The sequence below is a fragment of the Pristimantibacillus sp. Z349TD_6 genome (assembly GCF_056173205.1).
This window is the reverse complement of sequence record NZ_CM149662.1, coordinates 2,616,900-2,638,185: the sequence shown is the minus strand read 5'-3', so window position 1 is coordinate 2,638,185 and position 21,286 is coordinate 2,616,900. Positions and strand designations below refer to the sequence as shown.

General features: G+C 52.0%; 13 protein-coding genes. All 13 read right to left on the bottom strand.

From position 1 onward, the window contains the following. Positions 1-264 precede the first annotated feature (264 nt). A complete protein-coding gene (locus AC0VYE_RS11010) occupies positions 265-5,796 on the bottom strand; it encodes an S-layer homology domain-containing protein (RefSeq protein WP_475447861.1) in 5,532 nt (1,843 codons plus the stop codon). A 92-nt stretch (positions 5,797-5,888) separates the two neighbouring features. Then, on the bottom strand, positions 5,889-7,559 hold the full coding sequence (locus AC0VYE_RS11005) for an extracellular solute-binding protein (RefSeq protein WP_475447859.1): 1,671 nt from the start codon (positions 7,557-7,559) through the stop codon (positions 5,889-5,891). Positions 7,560-7,664: 105 nt separating this feature from the next. Next, the gene (locus AC0VYE_RS11000; RefSeq protein ID WP_087568963.1) at positions 7,665-8,543 is read right to left on the bottom strand and encodes a carbohydrate ABC transporter permease; all 879 of its coding nucleotides are present in this window, start codon (positions 8,541-8,543) and stop codon (positions 7,665-7,667) included. A gap of 18 nt (positions 8,544-8,561) precedes the next feature. After that, positions 8,562-9,518: an ABC transporter permease gene (locus AC0VYE_RS10995; protein WP_425517565.1), complete on the bottom strand. Its 957-nt coding sequence runs from the start codon at positions 9,516-9,518 to the stop codon at positions 8,562-8,564. Between the two features lie 305 nt (positions 9,519-9,823). After that, complete coding sequence (locus AC0VYE_RS10990; protein ID WP_214625728.1) at positions 9,824-11,332, bottom strand: sulfatase family protein; 1,509 nt, start codon at positions 11,330-11,332, stop codon at positions 9,824-9,826. Positions 11,333-11,351: 19 nt separating this feature from the next. Next, positions 11,352-12,365, bottom strand: a complete 1,014-nt coding sequence (locus AC0VYE_RS10985; protein WP_246608279.1) for a zinc-dependent alcohol dehydrogenase — start codon at positions 12,363-12,365, stop codon at positions 11,352-11,354. A gap of 24 nt (positions 12,366-12,389) precedes the next feature. Next, positions 12,390-13,538: a galactonate dehydratase gene (dgoD, locus tag AC0VYE_RS10980; protein ID WP_087568966.1), complete on the bottom strand. Its 1,149-nt coding sequence runs from the start codon at positions 13,536-13,538 to the stop codon at positions 12,390-12,392. After that, positions 13,538-14,842, bottom strand: coding sequence for a phosphopyruvate hydratase (gene eno, locus AC0VYE_RS10975; RefSeq protein ID WP_214625729.1), 1,305 nt, complete (start codon positions 14,840-14,842; stop codon positions 13,538-13,540). The genes dgoD and eno overlap by 1 nt, the downstream gene beginning before the upstream one ends. Then, positions 14,829-15,827 carry a phosphotransferase family protein gene (locus AC0VYE_RS10970; protein WP_475447855.1) on the bottom strand — a complete coding sequence of 333 codons (999 nt, stop codon included), beginning with the start codon at positions 15,825-15,827 and terminating at the stop codon, positions 14,829-14,831. The genes eno and AC0VYE_RS10970 overlap by 14 nt, the downstream gene beginning before the upstream one ends. Next, positions 15,824-16,876: a zinc-dependent alcohol dehydrogenase gene (locus AC0VYE_RS10965; RefSeq protein ID WP_475447853.1), complete on the bottom strand. Its 1,053-nt coding sequence runs from the start codon at positions 16,874-16,876 to the stop codon at positions 15,824-15,826. The genes AC0VYE_RS10970 and AC0VYE_RS10965 overlap by 4 nt, the downstream gene beginning before the upstream one ends. 3 nt (positions 16,877-16,879) lie before the next feature. Next, positions 16,880-17,710: a fumarylacetoacetate hydrolase family protein gene (locus tag AC0VYE_RS10960; RefSeq protein ID WP_475447851.1), complete on the bottom strand. Its 831-nt coding sequence runs from the start codon at positions 17,708-17,710 to the stop codon at positions 16,880-16,882. Positions 17,711-17,856: 146 nt separating this feature from the next. After that, positions 17,857-20,322 (bottom strand): glycoside hydrolase family 2 TIM barrel-domain containing protein, encoded by a 2,466-nt coding sequence (locus tag AC0VYE_RS10955; RefSeq protein ID WP_475447849.1) that lies wholly within the window; start codon positions 20,320-20,322, stop codon positions 17,857-17,859. A 4-nt stretch (positions 20,323-20,326) separates the two neighbouring features. Next, entirely contained in the window at positions 20,327-21,217 is an 891-nt protein-coding gene (locus AC0VYE_RS10950; RefSeq protein WP_475447847.1) for an MBL fold metallo-hydrolase, read from the bottom strand. Positions 21,218-21,286: the final 69 nt, after the last annotated feature.

Below are 21,286 nucleotides of genomic sequence, written 5' to 3'. Positions count from 1 at the left end.
TCTCTTCCTAACATGCAAGAGACCTCCATAAAGAGGTCTCTCCAAAAAATAACTCACTAATAATCTAAGTTCAAATAGTAATCTAAGTTCAAAAAGTTCGGTTTTCAGCACCGAGAAGATGGAACGAAAGTAGAAACTGAGGAGCGGAACGTAGTGGAGCTACGTGAGCACCGGAAGTTTCGCTTGCGTTCCATATTCGATGTCGAATAGACTTCCCTGTATACTTCGTGATCAAAATTGGACTTTTTAAACAACCTCTATTGATTAGATTAAGTTAGATTGCTCCAGAAGTCTACTAACAACCTCCGCGACTTCCGCTCTTGTGATAGCTGCTTTCGGAGCAAGCACTTGCTCGCTTCTGCCCAGCACGAGACCTGCCTTGATGCTGGCTGCGATACCGCTCTTGGCGTAGGCTGCCGCCTCTGAGCCATCCATGAAGCTGGACAACAGCTCATCCGCTTCTATCATCTCGGCTGCAGAATCAAGTCCCGTGAGCGCCATAGCTCGTTCCATGATGCTCATAACCTGTTCACGCGTGATGAGAGCATGAGGCCTGAATTCACCATTGTCATAGCCGTTAATCAAGCCATAATCTGTCGCCGTATTGAGATAGGCTTCATACCAGCTGCCTTGGGCAACATCGGAATACGCAGACTCTCCTGCCTCTGCCTGAAGTCCCAGAGCTCTTACCAGAATCGCGGTAAACTCGGCGCGGGTGATGGAGCGATCCGGCTCAAAGCGGTTGCCGTCAACCCCAGCTATGATTAATCTGGAGCCTAAGTCATTTACAGCCTGCTCCGCCCAATGACCGGATACATCCTGGAAAGCCACAGGATTCCAGATCACCGCGTAGGTGCTGTTCGTCAAGCTATTCAACACAGCATAATAGCTGCCATTCTGTCCCACCACTTTAGTTGGTATCCCTCTAACGCTTCCATCCTCTTCCACTACTACCCCCGTGGTGATCTCATTGGGATCCACGCCTTCCGGAATAAGAATCGTTCTTTCCACGAAGGAGTTGAATGTGCTAATTTCTTTTGTCTGATCCTTGTAAGTGTAGGTAATATGGAACTCTACAGGAGCGGCCACTACCGTAAATCCGTCTTGCTCAGCCGACTGCTCCAGCGCCTGCCGGGTTTCTTCATCGGCTTGACTGATTCTTACATTGATAATCAGGTCCTCCAGCGACACATCAGAGCCAAGCTCCTTGATCATATGATCCATTTGAAGCTCCTCAAGAGGAAGCTTATAGGAGTTAGCGGCTGTTCGAAGCTCAAGCACCACATTTTTCTGCTGCAGATCCTTAACGATTGCCCCATTAAGCTTGCCATTCACAACAGGGGAGCCGCTCTCGTCAGGAATGGTAAGAACAGCGTTATTCGTTATAGTGCTCAGACTATTCTTAAGCAGCTGCTGGTCGACCGTAATCGTTGTCACCTTGCGCCCCGCCTCGGTCGCGGTAACCTCGCTTGCTATTTTGTCCAGCTTCTTGCCATTCACGAGAACCTCAGTGCTCGCTGCAGGCGGAGCTGTTGGACCTGGCACATGAATGATTGGCGGAGGCGGAGACGGAGTCGCAGCCTGCTCCAGCACAGTTACTGTAATGGCCTTGGTTGCGCTTGCCGCTCCAATAGTAACAGTAGCAGTCAGCGTCACAACCTGATTCCCGCTTCCATGCTGAGGTCGAACCACCGTCCCGTTAGCCGCCACTGTCGCAGGATGGCTGGAAGCCCATGCCACGGTTGCTCCATGCAGGCCAGCAGACGGCAATACAATAGCTCCTGTTACGGCTTGCGCTGTGTCTCCCTCCGCGAATGTTAACGAGGCTGCCGACAACGTATCGGCCGCATCAGCTGCCAGCTGCTCATCTGTTGGCTGGACCGGCCCGCTGCCTATCATCATATTATCGATAGCAAGCTTCGCATGTCCCACGGTTACAGCTGTAGGCTCAAATACATACAAGCGAATAGATTTCAGCTTAGTGGTGTCAATTGCCGCCGTTCTTGCGAAATAGCCGTCTGCCAGCCAGCTGGCCGCAGAGACGCCAAATTGGGATATCGTAAGCGTTCGTGCTTGATTGGGCGCTATGGCAAAATAATAAATGCCTCTATTCCCCTGAACATCGGCAACCTCCACGCGAAGCTGGGCTCCTGTGCTCACGAGATTCGCAACATCCAATTGAAGCGGCTTGCTGCCCAGGCTCCAGCCCTCCTCCGGCGCAGTGAAGTCTATGCTGCCGGAATATTTGCCGCTCGTATCCCAATCGAATGCTGTGAAGGTAGTAAACTCCGCTTGGAGCGCCTTGCTGCCATGTGTCGCTCCCTGCTCCGATCTGGAAGCGGTAATGGCCTGATTATTGTACGAATAAGGAATCTCTTCCTGGTCCTCGAAGGATACGAATAGACCATTCGGATTAACAGGGTCTGGCCCGGGATCCGGTGCACTGCCAATGACTATCTTGTCAAAGGCCAGCGCTGCATTCGTAACCGATGCAGCCGTTGGAGAAAAGACATACAATCGAATATTTTTAATATTCTCCGTGTCAATTGCTGCGCTTCTCGGGAAATTGCCGTCGCCGAGCCAGGTGCCTCCGGCAACGCCAAAATCGGCAATGCTGATGCTGCGGGAAGCATCTGCCCCAAGCGTAAAATAATAGGTGCCTCTCACATCAGAGGTATCCGTAATTTCTACTCGCAGCTGTGTCGCGTAGCCCCTTAGATTCGTGACATCGAAGGTTAATGGAGCAGCTCCCAGGCTCCAGCCCTCCTCCGGCGCCGTAAAATCAAGGCTGCCAGAGTAGGTTCCCGTCGTATCCCACGCGTAGGATGTGAAGGTCGTAAACTCCGCCTGAAGCGCCTTGCTGCCGTCCGTTGCGCCTTGCGCGCTTGTCGATACCGTCACAGCGTCTACATTGTGGGTATAGGCTGCCGCTTCTCCGTCCTCGAAGGAGAATTGGGCACCTCGACTGCCGGTAGGCGACGATTTTGTTTTTGTATATTGATCAAATATACCGGCCGCCTTGGCTAGGTCTGCCAAAGCTTCTGTCACTTCAGCATTTGTCGCCAAGGCATCCTGTGCAACAATCTCCGCTTTGGTTACTTCAATATTGAGCGTGTCTCGGTACTGCTTTTTCACCCAGCTCTTGCCTGGCTCAACCTCATTGCCTGTGGACGAAATGATAGTCGACGCAAGCTTCGACTTAGCGTCCGCAATAGGACCAGCAAGCGCACTTGTAGCGACGCCTGTCGGAGCCGACTGCTCGTGGTACTCGATGATTTGTACGCTTGTGATATATCCATCTTCATCCGGGAGCGATATTTCAATGGTATTGCTCGCCAGAAGCTTGCTGGCATCCAGCTCAAATTCCGCAAAGGTCAGCAGGTTGCCAGGCTTGTTCGTGTAGGCCAGATCCTTGCTGAAGCTCTGTATATTGGCCGCATCACTCGAATTGACAACCACTTGCATATCCTCTGCAAACCCGCTTCCCGTCTTGCCGAAGCCAATACGGAGAGTCGCTTTGGCGAGATTCGCAGGCCTTGCTTGAACCGTAAATGAGGCCGGCGCGTTTACGCTCGTCGGCACAAGCTCCTGAGGAGCATATGCAAATTCTCTCTCCCATGTTTTGGTGAACGCCGGGTTGGAATCCAGCGTAATCTCGAATACGCTCATTTCCTGCACTCGCATATACACATTGTCCAAATCCGTTACATTCTCTTCTTCATAGGTCAGGTCGCCCTTCTCCAGGAAGAAATGCTTGCGCGTTACCCCAGCAATGTTGGCGTCTCCCGCGAACACATTCAGATCCAGGTTGACGCGCTGCGAATTCAGATTGTGAACCGCGACATACACCTTGTCATTGTAGCGAACCGCATTCGTGAAGACACGCTCTTGATCCGCTTCAGCAGGAAGAAACGCACCGCGATAATCCTTCCACATATCCAGATAAGCTTCCATTGGCGTCATTTCTTCCAATAATCCATTTTGTGCTTCATTATATTTGTAGAACGTACCCGTGGAGTTGGGGCGCCAGTTAATGATGGGATACAAGTACGGAACCAGCATGCCAATCGTATCGGAATAATTGATGAAACGCAGCATGTAGCCATTGAAGGCAACGAGCTTCTGGAAGTAGTCCGCGTCGCTTCCAGCCGTATTATAAGTGCCTTCCTCCGTAATATAGATGGGTTTTACGTTATCTGTATTCGCCATATGAGCATTAAGCAGATCAAGCACCGCTTCCAATCGTCCGCTCAGGAAGCCATCCGAGTTGTTTTCTCTGTCATGAATGAACAGGTTGGCGTTTTCATAGAAGTGATGCGAATACCAATCCAGCGAATCCTTGGTGTCATCCATAAATTTCAGCTGCGCTCGCGCTTCATTGAAATCATTTTTCTCCAGATACATGAATGCGCTTGATGGTCCGCCGACCAGAACATCCGGATTCTCCGCCTTCACTTCAGAAGCTACCTTGTTATGGAACTCAGATAAGTAGCTCCACGCCTGCTCGGGCTCCGACTGTAAGAACCACCATTCCTGCGGGATCGTTGATTCGTTCTTAACTTCCACATACTTGGGACCCAGTCCGTCAAATCTTGTATCGATGCTTTTAATCAGCTTGGCTGATGCGTCGGCAGCAGCATCGAAGTTGGCACGGGACGGTGTACCAAAATGCTCCGATTGCCCGGAATCAGGGTCCTCCCACATCCACCTCGGCCAGCCATCCAGCGTCAGAACATAATCCTTGCCCATGGATGGATACAGACTTTCGAATTTGTCGATGGCAAGCTGACTCTTAGTATAGACTTGATTCGTTTCTGTAAAGTCTGCATATCCAGGATGCGTCGTATCCTCCTTGAGACCGGCCCAACTGGTCATCAACTTGTAATGAAACGCGCCGCGGCCGGGAGTAAATCCATAATCATGTGTCGTTCTGTGATAGGCCTCGTCTAGCACTGTAAATTCGCCGCCCGCTTGCTCTAATCCGATCGGACCGCTGTTCACATGATAACGCTTGAACACTTCCTCTGGCAGCTTATTGAGGCCGTTCATGCTTAAATTTGTGAGCGCATCCACATCAATGGACACATTCAGAATATCCTTGTCTCCTCCAAGAACGGTCCATGCGGAAGTATCAAACTCCAGCGGAACGCCTTCTTCTTCCCAGTGATAGACGCTGCGAAGCGTGCCATTACCGACGATTTTCATCTTGTAGCCTTCGTAGATAATATCGCCGTTCGTATCCTTAATCAGCCAAGGATGGGTGATCCCCTCCGTAGGATTGGATTCCTGGAAGCCCATCTTCGTATAGTTCGTATACAGCCCGGTTATGCGGTCATTCCAGCCACCGTTCTGGAATACGGTCCATTCCGTTTCGACGCCTTCAGGATCAATGACATAAAGCTTCATCGTCTGCGCAACGGAGCCCTCGAAACGCACATCGCCGAACAGACGCCATATTTTTGCGTTCATAGCAGGAATAGCAAGCGTTACTTCACCATTAACCTGCAAATACTGTCCATCAGGATATTGCAGGAAGTTAATACGCTGAACGCGGCTTTCGCCGTTAATACTGTTGAAGTACGCCACTGCCTGATTGCCGAACTGATTCTTATAATGCTCCGCAACGTCTGGAATCGTATCGAAATCTGCCTTGTCCGTTCGAATGTTTACAGGAAGCTCGTCGCTTGCCTCTTCTGCATAACTGACCCCCCCGGCAGTAGCAAGACAAGATACGATCAGTACGGCCGCACTCAAAAAGGCAGTCAACCCTTGTTTAATTTTTGAATACGCTTTCAAAATTGATGCACCATCCCTTCTATTCATGCGTCGAAAGTGGAGAGCTTCCCCCGGGAACAAGAATACCAGGGAAAGCTCTCAGTTGTTTGCGATTATTGTTGGGCACTCTTAAAGCGGTCGTACGCCGTTTGATAAATGTTGATCAACTCGTCAATCTTCATTTTTTCCAGATCGGCCAGATATTTGTCCCATTCGCCGTCTACTCCGCCTTGAAGCAGCCACTTGGCGCTTGTTTGGTTCACGTAGCTGTTAATGTCAGTATCCAGCACTTTAATTTTTTGAGACTCCTCAGCCGTGAACAATACGCCAGGAAACGTCTCCGATGTCATATAAGGCAAATAATTCTCTTTAATGCCATCTGTCTTCACTTTATCCTTGTCAGCCATAGCAAGACGAGTTCCATACGTATTTTCTAAAATAGCATAAGGAGCTTCAACTGGCGCCGTCTTGAATACATATTCGTCCGTTGTCATGCCAGCCGGCGCTTCCTTGAGCGTCAAGGTGCCGCCTTTGTCTTCCAATGTTGTTCCGATTGGTCCCCAGCCTGCTTCGATCGACGTATCCGTTGCGTAGGACAAGTCAATCCACTGCATCGTAAGCTCTGGATGCTTGTTAGCGGCTGTCATCGAGAATGCAAAAGGATTCACGCCTTGATTATTATTCAAAGACTTTCTCCACACTTGATCGCCGTTTGGTCCTTTCAGAGCTGGAACCACCACATACTTCGGATCATTGTCGACACCGACAACCGAGAAGGCATTCCAAGAGAAGAATCCGCCCAGGCGCTGCTCTGTTCCGCTTCCTTTGCCCACTAGCTGATTGCGGTCCTGCGCAAGACTCTCTTTATCAAACAATCCATCCTTGATGTAGGTGTGGAAATATTGAATTGCTTCCTTGTACTCCGGTTCCTTCGCAGAGAAGACCACCTTGCCATCTTCGACGAAGATATGGTTGGCAGAATCCGCTCTGCCGAAGCTGCCGAACAACGAGCCGATGCCCATTACGTTATAATTCGCGAAATCCCACAGGAAGGAGAATGGAATTTCGTCATTTTTGCCATTGCCGTTCGGGTCCTTTGTCTTAAATGCTTCCAGAACGATCCGCAGCTCATCCGTAGTTGTCGGAACGGCAAGTCCCAGCTTGTCCAGCCATTCCTTGTTCAGATACATCATGTCGGGAGAGAGCCACAGCATCAGCTCGCGGATGCTTGGCAGCGAATAGATATGGCCATCCGGCGCTGTCAGCATCGCTTTGTACTTCGGATTCTGTTCAATCAACGCCGTCAGATTAGGCATCGTTTCCTTCGTGATGTATTGCTCCAAAGGAACCAGCATGCCTTGGCCGCCATAGTTAATCACGTCATTGCCTGTCAGTGCAAGTGTGCCGTAGAACGCATCCGGCAGCTCGCCGCTGGCCAGAATCAGATTACGCTGCTCCTCGCATTGCGCAAATTCAATATCTGTCCATTCAATCTGCACATTGGTTTTCTCTTCATATTGCTTGAAGAAATCCATTTCCTCGAAGGGTCCGTTGTTCGGATGCTTACAGGTTACCATCTCGAGCGTCACCTTCTCCGCTAACGGGAATACACCTTGCTCGGCTCCTCCATCCGTTGCTTCAGGCGTCTGCGACGCCTCCGTTGGATTCGGCTCCTTGGACGGCTCCTCATTGCCAGAGTTGTTGCCTGCGCAAGCGCTTAGAACGGAAAAGCTCATAATGACTGAAAGAAAGGATACCAACAGTTTTTTTCTCCGATTGTTCAAATCGATGACCTCCTAATTTTGTATTCGTATGCGCTTACATTAACTACAGCAAACCAACAAAGTTGTCTGGCATGCACCTCCCTTCCGTTATAACGGCTCCATCCATTACCCCTTGATGCTTCCTATCATGACGCCTTTTACAAAATAGTTCTGCAGGAAAGGATACAGAATAAGCAACGGCAGCGCCGCAATAATAATCATGCCGTATTTGATTAGTTCCGCCGCTCGGAGTCGGTCCCCCATGGAGGACAGGTCCGTCATCATGTCGTTGCTAATCTGATTCTCGATAAGAATGGATCGAAGCACGAGCTGCAGGGGGTACAGCTCCTGGTCCCGCAGGTAGATCAATGCGTTGAAGTAGGAATTCCAATGCGCAACGCCGTAGAACAACACCATAATCGCAATAAGCGCCTGAGACAGGGGAAGCACCATTTTCCAAAAAAACTTGGCATCGGAGCAGCCGTCAATCTTCGCCGCCTCCAGAAGCTCATCCGGAATCGTAGACTGGAAGAACGTTCGAGCAATGATGAGATTCCATGCGCCTACCGCATTGGGTATGACCATCGCCCAGACCGAGTCAAGCAGCCCAAGCTCCTTGACCGTTAAGTAGGTAGGAATAAGTCCACCGCTGAAAAACATCGTGAACGTAATAACGAGCATTATCGTACTGCGGCCCTTCATATCCTTCCGCGACAGGGCGTAGGCTGCGGGCAGGGTCAGACATAAATTGATAATTGTTCCTAAGATTGCGTATACAAAAGAATTTTTGTAGCCCACCCACAAGTTATCGCTGTCCAGTATCTTCTTGTAGCCCTCCAGACTGAACTTCTCCGGCCAGAACAGGGTCATCTGAACAGCACCAGGGTCCGTCACTGAGGCCAGCACAACGAAGTAGAGGGGGTAGACAATAATGGCCAGTCCGGTCAAAATCAACAGCATATTCACTCGATCGAACCAGATGTCTGCTAGACTGCGTTTAAACATATTGAACCTCCCCGCTTCTTACCATAACGATGTATTGGAAGCTTTTTTGGCAATTTGGTTGACTGTGATGAGAATGATGAAATTGATAATAGAGTTGAACAATCCTACAGCGGTCGAGAAGCTATATTGCGCGCCAACCAGGCCCGTCTTGTACACATAGGTGGAAATAATCTCCGATGAGGGCAGGTTAAGCGGCGTTTGCAGCAGATAGACCTTCTCGAAGCCGAGACTCATAATATTGCCCGTGCTCAGAATTAACAGAATAACGGCCGTCGGCATAATGCCGGGGATATCAATATGCAGAATCCGCTGAAATTTGTTCGCGCCATCCACGACCGCCGATTCATGGAGCTCGGGACTAATCGTCGTAAGCGCTGCCAGATAAATGATCGTGCCCCACCCTGTGTTCTGCCAAATCTCCGACAGCACGTACACGGGCCTGAACCAGTCGGGATCACCCATAAAAAATACCGGCTCGCCGCCAAACAATCCGATGAGCTTGTTGATCATGCCCGTATCCGGCGACAGGAATAAAAACAACATGCCCGCAATAACTACCGTCGAAATAAAGTGAGGTGCATAAATGACGGTCTGCACAAACTTCTTGAACCTCTTGTGCATGAGCTGATTAAGCATCAGTGCGAGTATGATAGGAGCTGGGAAGCCTACAACGAGCTGCAGGACACTAAGCTTGATCGTGTTCAAAATAATTCTCGTAAATTCGAAGGAACGGAAAAAACGTTCGAAATGCTCCAGACCCACCCATGGACTGTCCGCTATGCCCTTGAAGGCCAGGAAGTTTTTGAAGGCAATCTGAATGCCGTATAACGGCACATAATGGAAGAGCACGTAATACAAGACAGCGGGAAGCACAAACAAATATAGCTGGTAACTCTTCAGCAGCCTTGAGGCTTTTTGCTTCAATGGCGTCCCGCGCTTGATGTCGGGTATGTCCAGCTGCCGGACTTCATTCACATTTTCCACAACAAGCACTCCTTCTTTCTGTATTAGCCGGTGATGGAGACTGCACTTTATGAACACTCACCTAATTACTCAAGCTCACCCCTTCCTTGCAAGCGATTACAAATCACTTATAAAAATGATGAGTTTTCGAAACTACTATTCAACATTATGACTAGCATACTAATAATCGAAACTCGTTTCGTTTTTATTATAATTCTGCCATTACATTACGTCAATACCCTATGTAAATGGAACAAAAAGAAAAGCTGTCCAGAAAAGTGATGTAACCACTCTTCCAGACAGCCCAGGCCGGCCGCTTATGCTCCTGTTATCCGAAGTGTATCGAAACGGTCGGTACGAATCAGCTCCCGCAGAAGCTGTTCTGTCATCATACAACGAACGTGAGCGTATTCAGGATTATTCCATAGATTGTTTTGCTCACGAGGATCTGCCGCCAGATCGAACAGCAGCCCCTCATCGGAATTTATATACACTGTTAATTTATATTGCTCCGCAACGAGTGTGCGCATTCGGGTCGTCTCAGGCGCATACCAATCCTCATCGTATTCCACGAGTGCCGGACGGGCAGGCAGTTCCTTGCCCTCTTCGACGGCAGCGCGCAGACTGCGCCCCGGCAAGCCAAGTGGCGGTGCGCTGTATATGCCGCGCGTATCCATGACAGCCTGATCAATACCAGCGAAGTCCAGAATGGTCGGCACGAAGTCCAGCAGACTCACGACGCGGTCACGATAGACGCCCTGCCTAATAGCCTGGGGAACTCTCCATATATACGGGACATTCAGTAGCTCCTCCCAGGGCCACTCTGCCTTGGTCAGCAACCGGTGGGAGCCCAAATATTCTCCATGATCGGCCATGAAGATAATGATAGTGTTATCATAGAGCCCCCGCTCCTTCAGCTTGTCCAGCACCTCTCCTATACAGCTGTCCACATGCGAAATCATGCCGTAGGTCTGTGCTAATATGTTCCTCAGCGTGGCTTCATCGAACTGCGAGTGCCCAGGATGAACGGTCCTTAAGCCTTTTAGCCAATCGATGGAATCCGCTTCTTCATTCCAGTCCTCCGGCAATGTCAGCGACTGCGGATCATACATCTCACTATAAGGACGGCAGGCCGCGAATGGATGATGCGGATCAGGGAAGGAGCACCAGAGATAGAAGAGATCCTCCTGCTGAAGACCTTCCAGGAATGCCGCTGAGCGTCGAGCTATCCAACGGTTGTAATGCAGCGGTTCAGGCAGGTCAATCTTCCAATTCTGCTCGTACAGGCTATTCTTCTCGTAGGCTCCCGCCCGCAGCAAACGCTCCTTCCCTCCCGGCAGCTCCTTCTCCAGCCATGTCAAATAATCGCCGTAGCAGTCGACATGCCCGCCTACATGCTCCGTCATCTGATAGCCGTAGTAATCGATTGGCAGCGCGGTAATTTCTCCAGCCTCCCACCGCGCTCTGCTCTCCCATGAGAATGCCATCTCCTCGCCCTTGTTGACGGAGCCGATTGGCTGATGATGAAGCTTCCCTATGGCATGTGTCCGATATCCAGCCTTTGCGAGCGTCCCCGGCAGCGTAGGCAGCCCTTCAGGGACAGCATTGCCATTCGTCAAGCAGCCGTGCTGCCTGGGAGTGAGGCCTGTCAGCAAGGTTGCACGCGAAGGCATACATACGGGATTGTTGCAATAGGCTCTGGTGAAGGACACGCCTTCAAGTCCCAGCTGATCCAAGTTCGGCGTATGCACGTCTGGATGGCCATGCAGAGACATTGTGCGAGCTTGCATCTGATCGACAACAAATACGACAAAATTAGGCTTCATCTATTAACGCCCCATTCTTTTAGCTCAGATCTAACAATATTTTGGCTACGGAGCCCGGACCGCTCAGTAGCTTGTCAAAGCATGTTTTGCCATTCTCCAGCGGCTCATGCACAGTCCATCTCTCCAGGCAAGTGCCGCTCTCTTCGATCCACTTGAGCGCGATTTGAAAGTCGATTGGATTATAGCCGAAGGAGCCCAGCATCGTGAGCTCGTTGCGAATAGCGGTATTGACGGGCACAACACTGTCTGCCGTATGAAGACCTGAGAACACCACTCTACCGCCTGGTCTGGCGATACCCATACACTGCTGCCTGGTGGCATCGATGCCGACAGCATCCACGCACTTTTCGAAGCCGCGCGCCGGTGTCACTCTGGCCAGATCCTCCTCACAGGAGACGGCAATACCTCCCATTGCCCTGACAATGCCAAGCCTCTCCGCATTTAAATCCATAACCGCTGTATGCTGAACGCCATACCGCTGCGCAGCCCGGAGCACAAGCAGGCCAATAGGCCCAGCACCGGCAATGAACAGACTGTCTGATGGCTCCAGCGCGGCCAAGCGGGCAATACGAACCGCACAGGCAAGCGGCTCCGCTAGCGCAGCAGCGTCTAATGAAACGGATTCAGGAAGCACGTGAATGTTCCCGGCAGGAACAACAGCATATTCGGCGAACGCCCCTGGCCTGCCTGCTCCGACAAGACTTCGCTTCGGACACAGGTTCGCCCTACCGCTGTAGCAATCCATACAGATCCCGCAGGAGATCAGAGGATTAGCTGTCACCCGATCACCTGACTGAAGTCCCTCCACTCGGGTGCCAGCCTGCTCGATCACTCCCGCAAATTCATGCCCCATCACAAGCGGAGGCTTCCTGAGCGAGTTAAGTCCCAGATAGCCGCTCAGCTCTGAGCCGCATATGCCCGCCCAGTGAACACGTACAAGCACCTCGTGTTCCCCGGGCTGGGGAATCTCCATGGTACGAAGCTCCAGCTGCCGGGGACCTTCATACAATAACGCTCGCATCGTTTCAGCCATACTTTCTCCCCCTGTCCTTCTTATTTACCATTCCGCGTAGGAGCCGTCTTCGTTGCGCCAGATAGGGGAATGCCAGTTATGCCCCTTTTTGGCCGCTTCTCTGACCGCAGCTTCATTGATTTCAATACCGAGGCCAGGCTTGCCGGACATGCGCACATAACCCGCTTCATATTGGAATACATCCGGGTCCTTTAAGTAGCCGAGAACATCGCTGCCTTGATTATAATGAATGCCTAACCCTTGCTCCTGAATAACGAAATTCGGCGTGCAATTGTCGACCTGGAAGCATGAGGCCAGCGCGATCGGTCCAAGCGGGCAATGCGGCGCCAGACTGACATCGTATGCTTCCGCCATAGCTGCGATCTTCTTTGTCTCCAGAATACCGCCTGCATGGGAGAGGTCTGGTTGGATAATATCTACATATCCATCCTGCAGCAGCTGCTTGAAGCCCCAGCGCGTATACATACGCTCGCCCGTTGCAATCGGCGTATTCGTCATTCTAGCAATGTCCCTCAGCGCTTCGTTATGCTCCGGCAGCACAGGCTCCTCAATAAACATAGGTCTGAACGGCTCCAGCTCCTTTACAAGAATCTTGGCCATCGTCTTATGCACCCTGCCATGGAAGTCAACCGCAATGCCGACATCCGGCCCCACCGCAGCCCGCACAGCCTGCATCCGCTCAACGGCCTGGTCGATCTTCCTATAATCGTCTATATAATGAAGTTCTTCTGTTGCGTTCATTTTCAGCGCCTTGAAGCCCAGGGCAACCTGCATCAGTGCATGATTGCTCACATCGCTTGGCCGATCTCCGCCAATCCAGGCGTACACCTTGATCTTGTCGCGTACCGAGCCGCCAAGAAGATCGTAGATCGGCGCGTTGTAGTATTTGCCCTTGATATCCCATAATGCCTGCTCGATACCTGAGATCGCACTCATGAGGATGGGACCGCCCCGATAGAAGCCGCCGCGGTACATGACCTGGAAGAGATCCTCGATCTTCAGCGGATCCTTCCCTATCAGGTAATCCTTCAGCTCCTCAACCGCCGCCCTGGTGGTGGAGGCCCTGCCTTCCAGAATGGGCTCGCCCCAGCCCTCCAAGCCCGTGTCCGTGCTGATCTTCACAAACAGCCATCTAGGCTCAATCTGGAACAGCTCTATATCCGTTATCTTCATTACTCGAACCTCCCTTGAAATGCGGCCCTTCCCGCATAATGCCTGCCGATATCTTCATGAATTCGGAGCAGCTGATTATATTTGGCGAGCCGCGAGGAACCAGCTACAGAGCCGATCTTAATCTGACCGCCGTTCAGCCCCACTGCAAGGTCCGCCAGCGTATAATCCTCAGTCTCGCCGGATCGAGCAGATATAACGGTTAACAAGCCCGAGGATTCGGCGAGCTTGATCGCCTCCACAGTCTCCGATAACGTACCGATTTGATTCATCTTTACAAGAACAGCGTTGCCCGCCTTCTCCAGAATTCCTCTCTGAATTCGCTCCCGGTTGGTAGTAAATAGATCGTCTCCCACCAGTTGGATCTTGTGGCCAAGACGTTTCGTAAGCAGCACCCAGCCGCTCCAGTCCTCTTCCGCTAATCCATCCTCAATTGAGATGATGGGATACCTGTCTACCCATGACTCCAGCAGCGCTACCATTTCTTCGGACTGCAGCATTCGATGATCCGCTCCCAGCCGGTATATACCCTTATCCTCTTCGTAGAAATGGGAGGCTGCAACATCTAGTGCAATCGCCATATCATCTCGCAGCTTATAGCCGCATGCTTCGATCGCCTCGCACAATATATCCAGCGCCTCTTCATGACTGCCAAGGGCAGGTCCGAATCCCCCTTCATCCGCGAGCAGGCGGGATTGATAGCCCTTGGCTGCTAGTAAGCGCTGCGTACGGAAGTAAACGGCAGATATCATTTCCAGAGCCTCCGGATAGGAGGAAGCTCCTACCGGCATAATGAGAAAATCCTGAATATCAATATTGCCCCCGGCATGCAAACCACCGCTAATGATATTGACCATAGGCAGCGGTAGAGCAGGCGTATCTCCTTCAGCTAGAAACCGGTTGGCGAAATAGCGATACAAGGGCAGGCCTTCGGCTGCCGCTTGGGCATGAGCTGCTGCAAAGGATAAGCCAAGAATCGCATTGGCCCCCACTCTCGACTTGTTAGGCGTGCCGTCAAGTTCTACAAGCAGCTGATCCAGCATATGATGTTCTCCCGCCTCGACACCTGCAACAGCCTTCGACAGCTCATGATTGATATGGTCAACGGCCTTCCGTACTCCCTTGCCCTGGAAGCGTGCAGGCTCGCCGTCCCGAAGTTCCCATGCTTCGAATCTGCCTGTCGATGCGCCTGACGGGACCATCATACGCCCGCGATGTCCGCTCTCCAGGACAACATCGACCTCTACGGTTGGGTATCCCCGTGAATCCAGTATTTCTCTCCCGATAACATGTTTAATTTTGGCCATGGCCGACCCTCACTCCCAAACCTTGCGCAATTACTTCTCTTGCCTGCTCCTTGCTCGAACTTAACAACCATTGCTTGCCTAACCAACTTACATGCTCCATCATCGCGGCATTCGTGATGTACTCCACTGGCGATTTGCCATCTATCCTTGCCAACAGCATAAGGCCTAGATGCTTCATGAGTCCTGGAGGGACAGCACCGTAACTTCTAAGGAACGCTTCAATACAGCGCTGCGCGGCCTCCTCGCGTCCATAGGCTATTCCCTTCAGCACGAGATGGCCGATGCAGAAGGCCAGATCGAACACCGGATTGCCCCAATGCCCGACCTCATAATCCAGCAAAATGACCTCATGATGGCCCGCAACTAGAATGTTTTTGGGTGAGAAGTCGCCGTGCACGAAGCAATGGCCGACCTCCGTCACCTCTCGCTTCAAGTCCTCAATAGGGAGAATCAGCTCAGGATACTTCCTGGCCAATTCATTATGGAACGGATCGACTCGCAGCTCCTGGAAGTACTTCAGGTCGCGGAGTGAATCCACACTCTCGCCCGGAAGGGCTCGGCTGGCTACATGCAGTCTCCGCAGCATCCCTCCGACAGCCTCCGCTGTCGCGGTGTGGAATTGTCCCTCCTGCAGCTGTGACTTCCAGGTTACCGCTCCTTCAGGCGCGCAGGCCATCATATATAAATACGCATTCTCATCCTGATAGACGATAGCTGGGACTTGTCCGGCATCCAGCAGCGGGTATAGGGCAAGCATCGCCACCTGCTCCCGCTCAATTCTAGCTACATCGGAGAACCATTCCGACTTCACCTTCAGCTGCGGAAGCGCTTGCTTTAACACCCAGCGTCCTTTGCTCGTTACAATCTTCCATACCTGGCAGCTTACGCCTCCGCTCAGCTCGGTAATGGCACACGGCTCGCCATCGGCCAGCCACTCTGCATGCAGGAGGTAAGCTCTCACCTCGTCTGCAGTACCCAGAATCATGGCGACAGCTCCTCTCCATCATGAAGCATGGCAATTTTGACTGTTGGCTTCGTCTTGTTCCGCAGCGCTTCAAAGGCCTCCTCGTATTGGTCGATAGAGAAGCGATGCGTAATAAGCGCCTCCAGCTCCAGCTTGCGGGCTTCCAGCAGTCTCAGCGCTTGATGCCAGGACTTAGTCGTATAAGAGAATATGCCATGCACAGTCAAATCTCTCAGCATCATATAATCGCTCTCCACGACCAGCTTCTTGCCTGTTCCAGCGACGCCAGTCAGCACAATATGGCCTCCGCTGCGCGCCAGCTCCATACTGAGCCTGACCGCCTCTTCACTGCCAGATGTCTCGACAATGAGGTCAGCGCCTTGTCCTTCTGTCCATACTTGAATAGCGGCGTGCACGTCCATGATGCGGCTATTGACGAAATGAGAAGCGCCGATCGATCTCCCCAGCTCCAGCTGCTCATTTCTCCGTCCAATCAGACAGATGGCATCCACTCCGAACGCCTTCAACAGCTGTACAGTCAACAAGCCAAGCGTACCGGGACCAATAATAACCGCTTTCATTCCTGGTTGAAGCGGCGTCTTCATAATGCCGCGAAGCACCGTCGCAGCCGGTTCGATTAAGACCGCTGCTTCATAGGAGACCTCATTCGGAATGCAATGGACGGCCCTTGCAGGTACAATGACCAGCTCCGCCCCGCCGCCAGGGCGGGTGAAGCCAAGCTGATCATATTGATGGCAGAGGTTCGTCCGGCCTTCTCTGCAGTAGGCGCAGCTGCCGCATGACAATAACCCTTCGGCAATGACTCTGTCCCCCGGTCTTACGCTTGTCACCTCGGAGCCGCATTCTACGACCATTCCGCTCCATTCATGTCCAGGCACAACGGGATACTTCACGAAATCGGAGGAAATCTGTCCTTCATAGATTTCGAGATCCGTCCCGCAGATGCCGACAGCCTTGGACCGAACTCGAACATCATGAGGCCCTAACGGCTGGGCCTCCATCTCCTCCAGCTGCATATGATGCGGGCTGCGGATAACCAAGGCTTTCATTGGTCAGCATCCCTTCATGACATTGGTCAAAGCTCCAAGCTTCTGGATTTCAACGGTAACGACGTCTCCGTCCTTCAACCATACCTGTTGATCCTCCGGATAACCGGCCACCACGCCCTCAGGCGTCCCGGTCAGAATAAGGTCGCCAGGCTCCAGCGTCATATATTTCGTAATGTATTGAATGATTTCCGGAACAGTGAAAATCATGTCTCTTGTATTGGAGCTCTGGCGAAGCTCTCCGTTCAGATACAGCTGAATATCCAGCTCGTTGGGATCGCCTACTTCATCCGCCGTGACGAGATAAGGGCCAGCCGGACAGAAGCCATCTAATAGTTTGCCAAGCATCCACTGGCTTGTACGCATCTGGAGATCACGCGCAGACAGGTCATTGACGTTGCAATACCCGAATACCACATCCAGCGCCTCGTCCTGTTTGACGTTTCTGGCCGTCTTGCCGATTACGATGCCGAGCTCAGCCTCGTAATCATATTTGAACGCTTGGGCGGGAAGGCCAACTTCCGCCCCATGTCCAACAGGTCCATTGGAAAACTTGTTGAACAGAATAGGCACCTCAGGTACGGGGAGTCCCGCCTCCTCCGCATGCTTCTTGTAATTAAGACCAACGCAAATGATTTTTTTGCCAGCCGGTATGGAAGGTGCGAACACTACTTCCTGCTCCGACAGCCACTTACCGGGGCTTGCTGCAGCAAGCTCCGCCGCATCAGCCCTTCCGGCAATCACGTCCTCCAGGCTCGCTTCAATCGGCAGAATCCCTTGCTCTCCTGCAATCGCGCAGGTTAACTTACCCTCGAATTGAATGTGTACCAGCTTCATCCTTGTTGCCTCCTCATGAGATATCGACTTCACTTGATATTAGAATCGTATCACGGCTTACTCCACAATAAAATGAACCAATTCGTCATGTTATTGGACTTTTCCGATCTCTATTGAAACAAGTTTCTATACATTCCATTAGGGGCCTATTCGACGACTTTCACCTTACATATATTGGATACGACATGGATAGCAGCGCATGTCGCCTTAATCGCAAGCTCTCCTGGCTTGGTGCCCTGTACAAGGAGCAGTCCTCTGCCCAGCTCTGTCATAAGGCTTGTGCTCTGGTAAGGCTGCACATTGTCAGGGCTGCCATTGTCTACTCCAAGAATGCGGCATTCCCCCTCCACCTCGAAGGCAAGCTCCACATTTTGGTTCGTAATGGCATGCCCCTGCGCATCCAATAGCTGAACAGTAACATGAACGACATGATCGGGATGAATCTGGAGGGTGTCCTTGTCCCCAAGCAGCTGAATGGTATGAATGGGGCCTACCGTATGGATACTGGCAGAGGTTGATTCAACGGCTCGCTTGCCGACAGCCCTCAGCTCTCCTGCGGCATAAGGCACTGCCCATTTGTAGATATGGTCCTCGAACTGCTCCAGGCGTTTGGCGGCAACCAAGGTGTCGTTCAAATATAAGGAAACCTCTTCGCAATTGGAATATACCTCGACCACAACCAGCTCTCCATCCCTATAATTCCAATGAGAGTTCACATCATGCCAGAACCACACTCTCTCCTGCCAGCCGCCAGGCACCTTCTCCACCAGCTCGCCGGCCTCATTCAGGCGATACAAGGATTCCTCCACAGTCTGCGTGACGAGATGGACATGCGCCTCTTCATTCCATAAGCTTTTGAACATATGGTAGGAAGGCTTCTGGAACCCGGCGAAATCCAGCAGACCCAGATTGGAGCCCTTCCGCGGCCATGGCTTCTGTATAGCTTCACCCATATGATCGATGCCAGTCCAGAGGAAGATGCCAGGAATATGCTCTCTCTCCAGCACCGCCTTCCATTCATGCCACTGGGCTACATTCTCCGTTCCCAGTATCGGCTTGTCGGGATAATGCTGATGGCCGTAATCATAAATCACCCTGCGGTAGCTGTACCCTGCAATATCCAGCTCGTCGATATAGCCCGATTCGTAGCTGGCGCTGGGCAGGATGCAATTGGCTGTAACGGGTCTCGTTGTATCCAGCTCCTTGGTCCAGCGTGACAAGAGCCGGGCTGTCTTATCAATGTCATAGGCGTCTCTTGGCAGCCCCTGAATGATCTCGCGAATTTTATCCTTGCTGTTCGGCGGCAGCGTCCAGAAATAATTGCCGGAGGCATTCATGCCGAAGTAGCCGGTTGCCTCATTATATTTGGGATACGTCCATTCAATTTCATTGCCTATACTCCACTGGAAAATACAAGGATGGTTCCGGTCCCGCAGCACCGTGTCCTGCAGATCCTGCTTGGCATACTCCCGGAAAAATTCAGCATGCCCCCGGGTTATATCATCCACCCGTTGCTCCCCGCCGTTGCTGCGCTTGTCCTTCGGATTATCCCATTCATCGAAGAACTCCTCCTGCACCAGGAAGCCCATCTCGTCGCATAGATCCAGGAAGTCCTCCGAGGCTGGGTTATGGGCTGTCCGGATGGCATTGCATCCGCATGCCTTCAGCGTCTCCAGCCTGCGTCTCCATACATCCAGAGGCACCGCCGCGCCAACAAGCCCGCCATCATGATGCAGATTGACCCCTTTAATTAACGTGTTCCTTCCATTAAAATATAAGCCCTTGTCGACATCGAATCGGAACTCTCGTATACCTATACGATCCTCTACCGTCTGGATGGTCCGTCCGTCGTCCACTACCTCAACAATTGCGCGGTACAGCTTGCCATCATGAATTTCCCATCGCTCCGGATTCGGAATCTTCCATTCCATCTGAAGCTCCTCTGATTGATTACCTGCCAGAGAGCAGCTCACTCTCTCCTTGGCTGCAAGCTGGCCATCTGGTCCGAAAAGGCTGCAGATCAGTTCCGCTTGCTGCGGGCCCGCTTCATCATTCCGCAAGGTGATGACCCCACGTACAACAGCAGAAGCATCATCGACGTCCGGCGTCGTGTAATAGGTGCCCCACACGGGGATATGAAGCATAGGCATAATATGAAGGGCTGCCTTCCGATAAATGCCGGAGCCCGTATACCATCTGCTGTCCGCGTAGCGGGAATGATCAACCTTTACCGCAATGAGATTGTCCTCGCCCTCAGCATGCAGGCAATCCGTTATATCCACCAGGCATGGCGAATAGCCGTAGGGATGAAACCGTACAAGCTGCCCGTTGCAATAGATGCTTGCACGATTATAAATGCCGTCGAAGTTGATGATGACCTTGCTTCCGGTCATCTCGGGCGTGGACGTGAAGCGCTTGCGATACCAGCCAATTCCGCCAGGCAGATAGCCGGTGCAGGCTTCCCCCTTCTCCTGATCAAACGGGAACTCCACGCTCCAATCATGGGGCAGATCCAGTGTGCGCCATGAGGTATCATCCGTTGCCAGCAAATGGGGAGACTCCGGCTCGCCCAGTATAAACTTCCAGTCCTGTATAAAAGGAATTCCTCTCATCTCTCTATCTCTCCCTTGGTTCATTCTCATTCTTGAATGCGGAGCTCGACACATAGAGGAAGCGTTCCCCGCGCGCCAGCAGATGACACTTCTGCTCCGGATACTGCTCGTATACATATTGCACGAACGAGCCCGGCTTCTCTGTATTCCAGTCGAACGTATCATAATGAAGAGGGATGACGGTGTCCGCGCCAATCTCCCAAGACAGCTCCGCTGCCTCCCGATAATTCATATTGCCGGCAATATTCCGGCTGGCGCGATAATAGTCGCGTCCATTAATAGGCAGACAGGCTACATCTATGCACGCACTCCGCAGCCGTGCGGCCAATCCGTCATAGACCAGCGTATCTCCCGCATGATACAGGGTCACGCCATTCAATCGGATGACGTATCCGACATACCGATGCTCCCCGCCAGCGTCAACCTCGAACTGCTCATGCATGGCCGGTATAGACCATACTTGAAGCCGATCGCCAAGCAGCGACAGAGGCTCCTCTGTATGGGCATTGAAGACACGATGAGGCGCAAAGCCAAGCTCCACAATCGTGCTGGCGCAATATTTGGGAACGACAACAAGGCTGTCCGGGCTGCTATGACAGATAACCTTCATCGTACCGGCATCCAGATGATCCTCATGGTCATGCGTAATGAGACTGACAGCAGCATTCGTAATATCGGCTGGAACAAGCGGCGGCTCATACAATCGCTGGAGACCCAGCTTGCTCCTCACATCATCGGATACGAAGGGATCGAAGTAGAGAAGGATGCCGTCCCCCTTCACCACAATGCTCTCCTGGCCCAGCAGCCAGATCGCAAGGGTGCCGTAAGGCGGAGTTGTTGCATTCATTTCGTCAATCAGCCTCTCATTAGCTCGTATGCGCGAGCCTTGCAGCATTTATCCTTCACCACCTATTCCTAATAAGGAATCAGCCTGCGGTCGGTAGACCGCAGGCCAATCAGACGA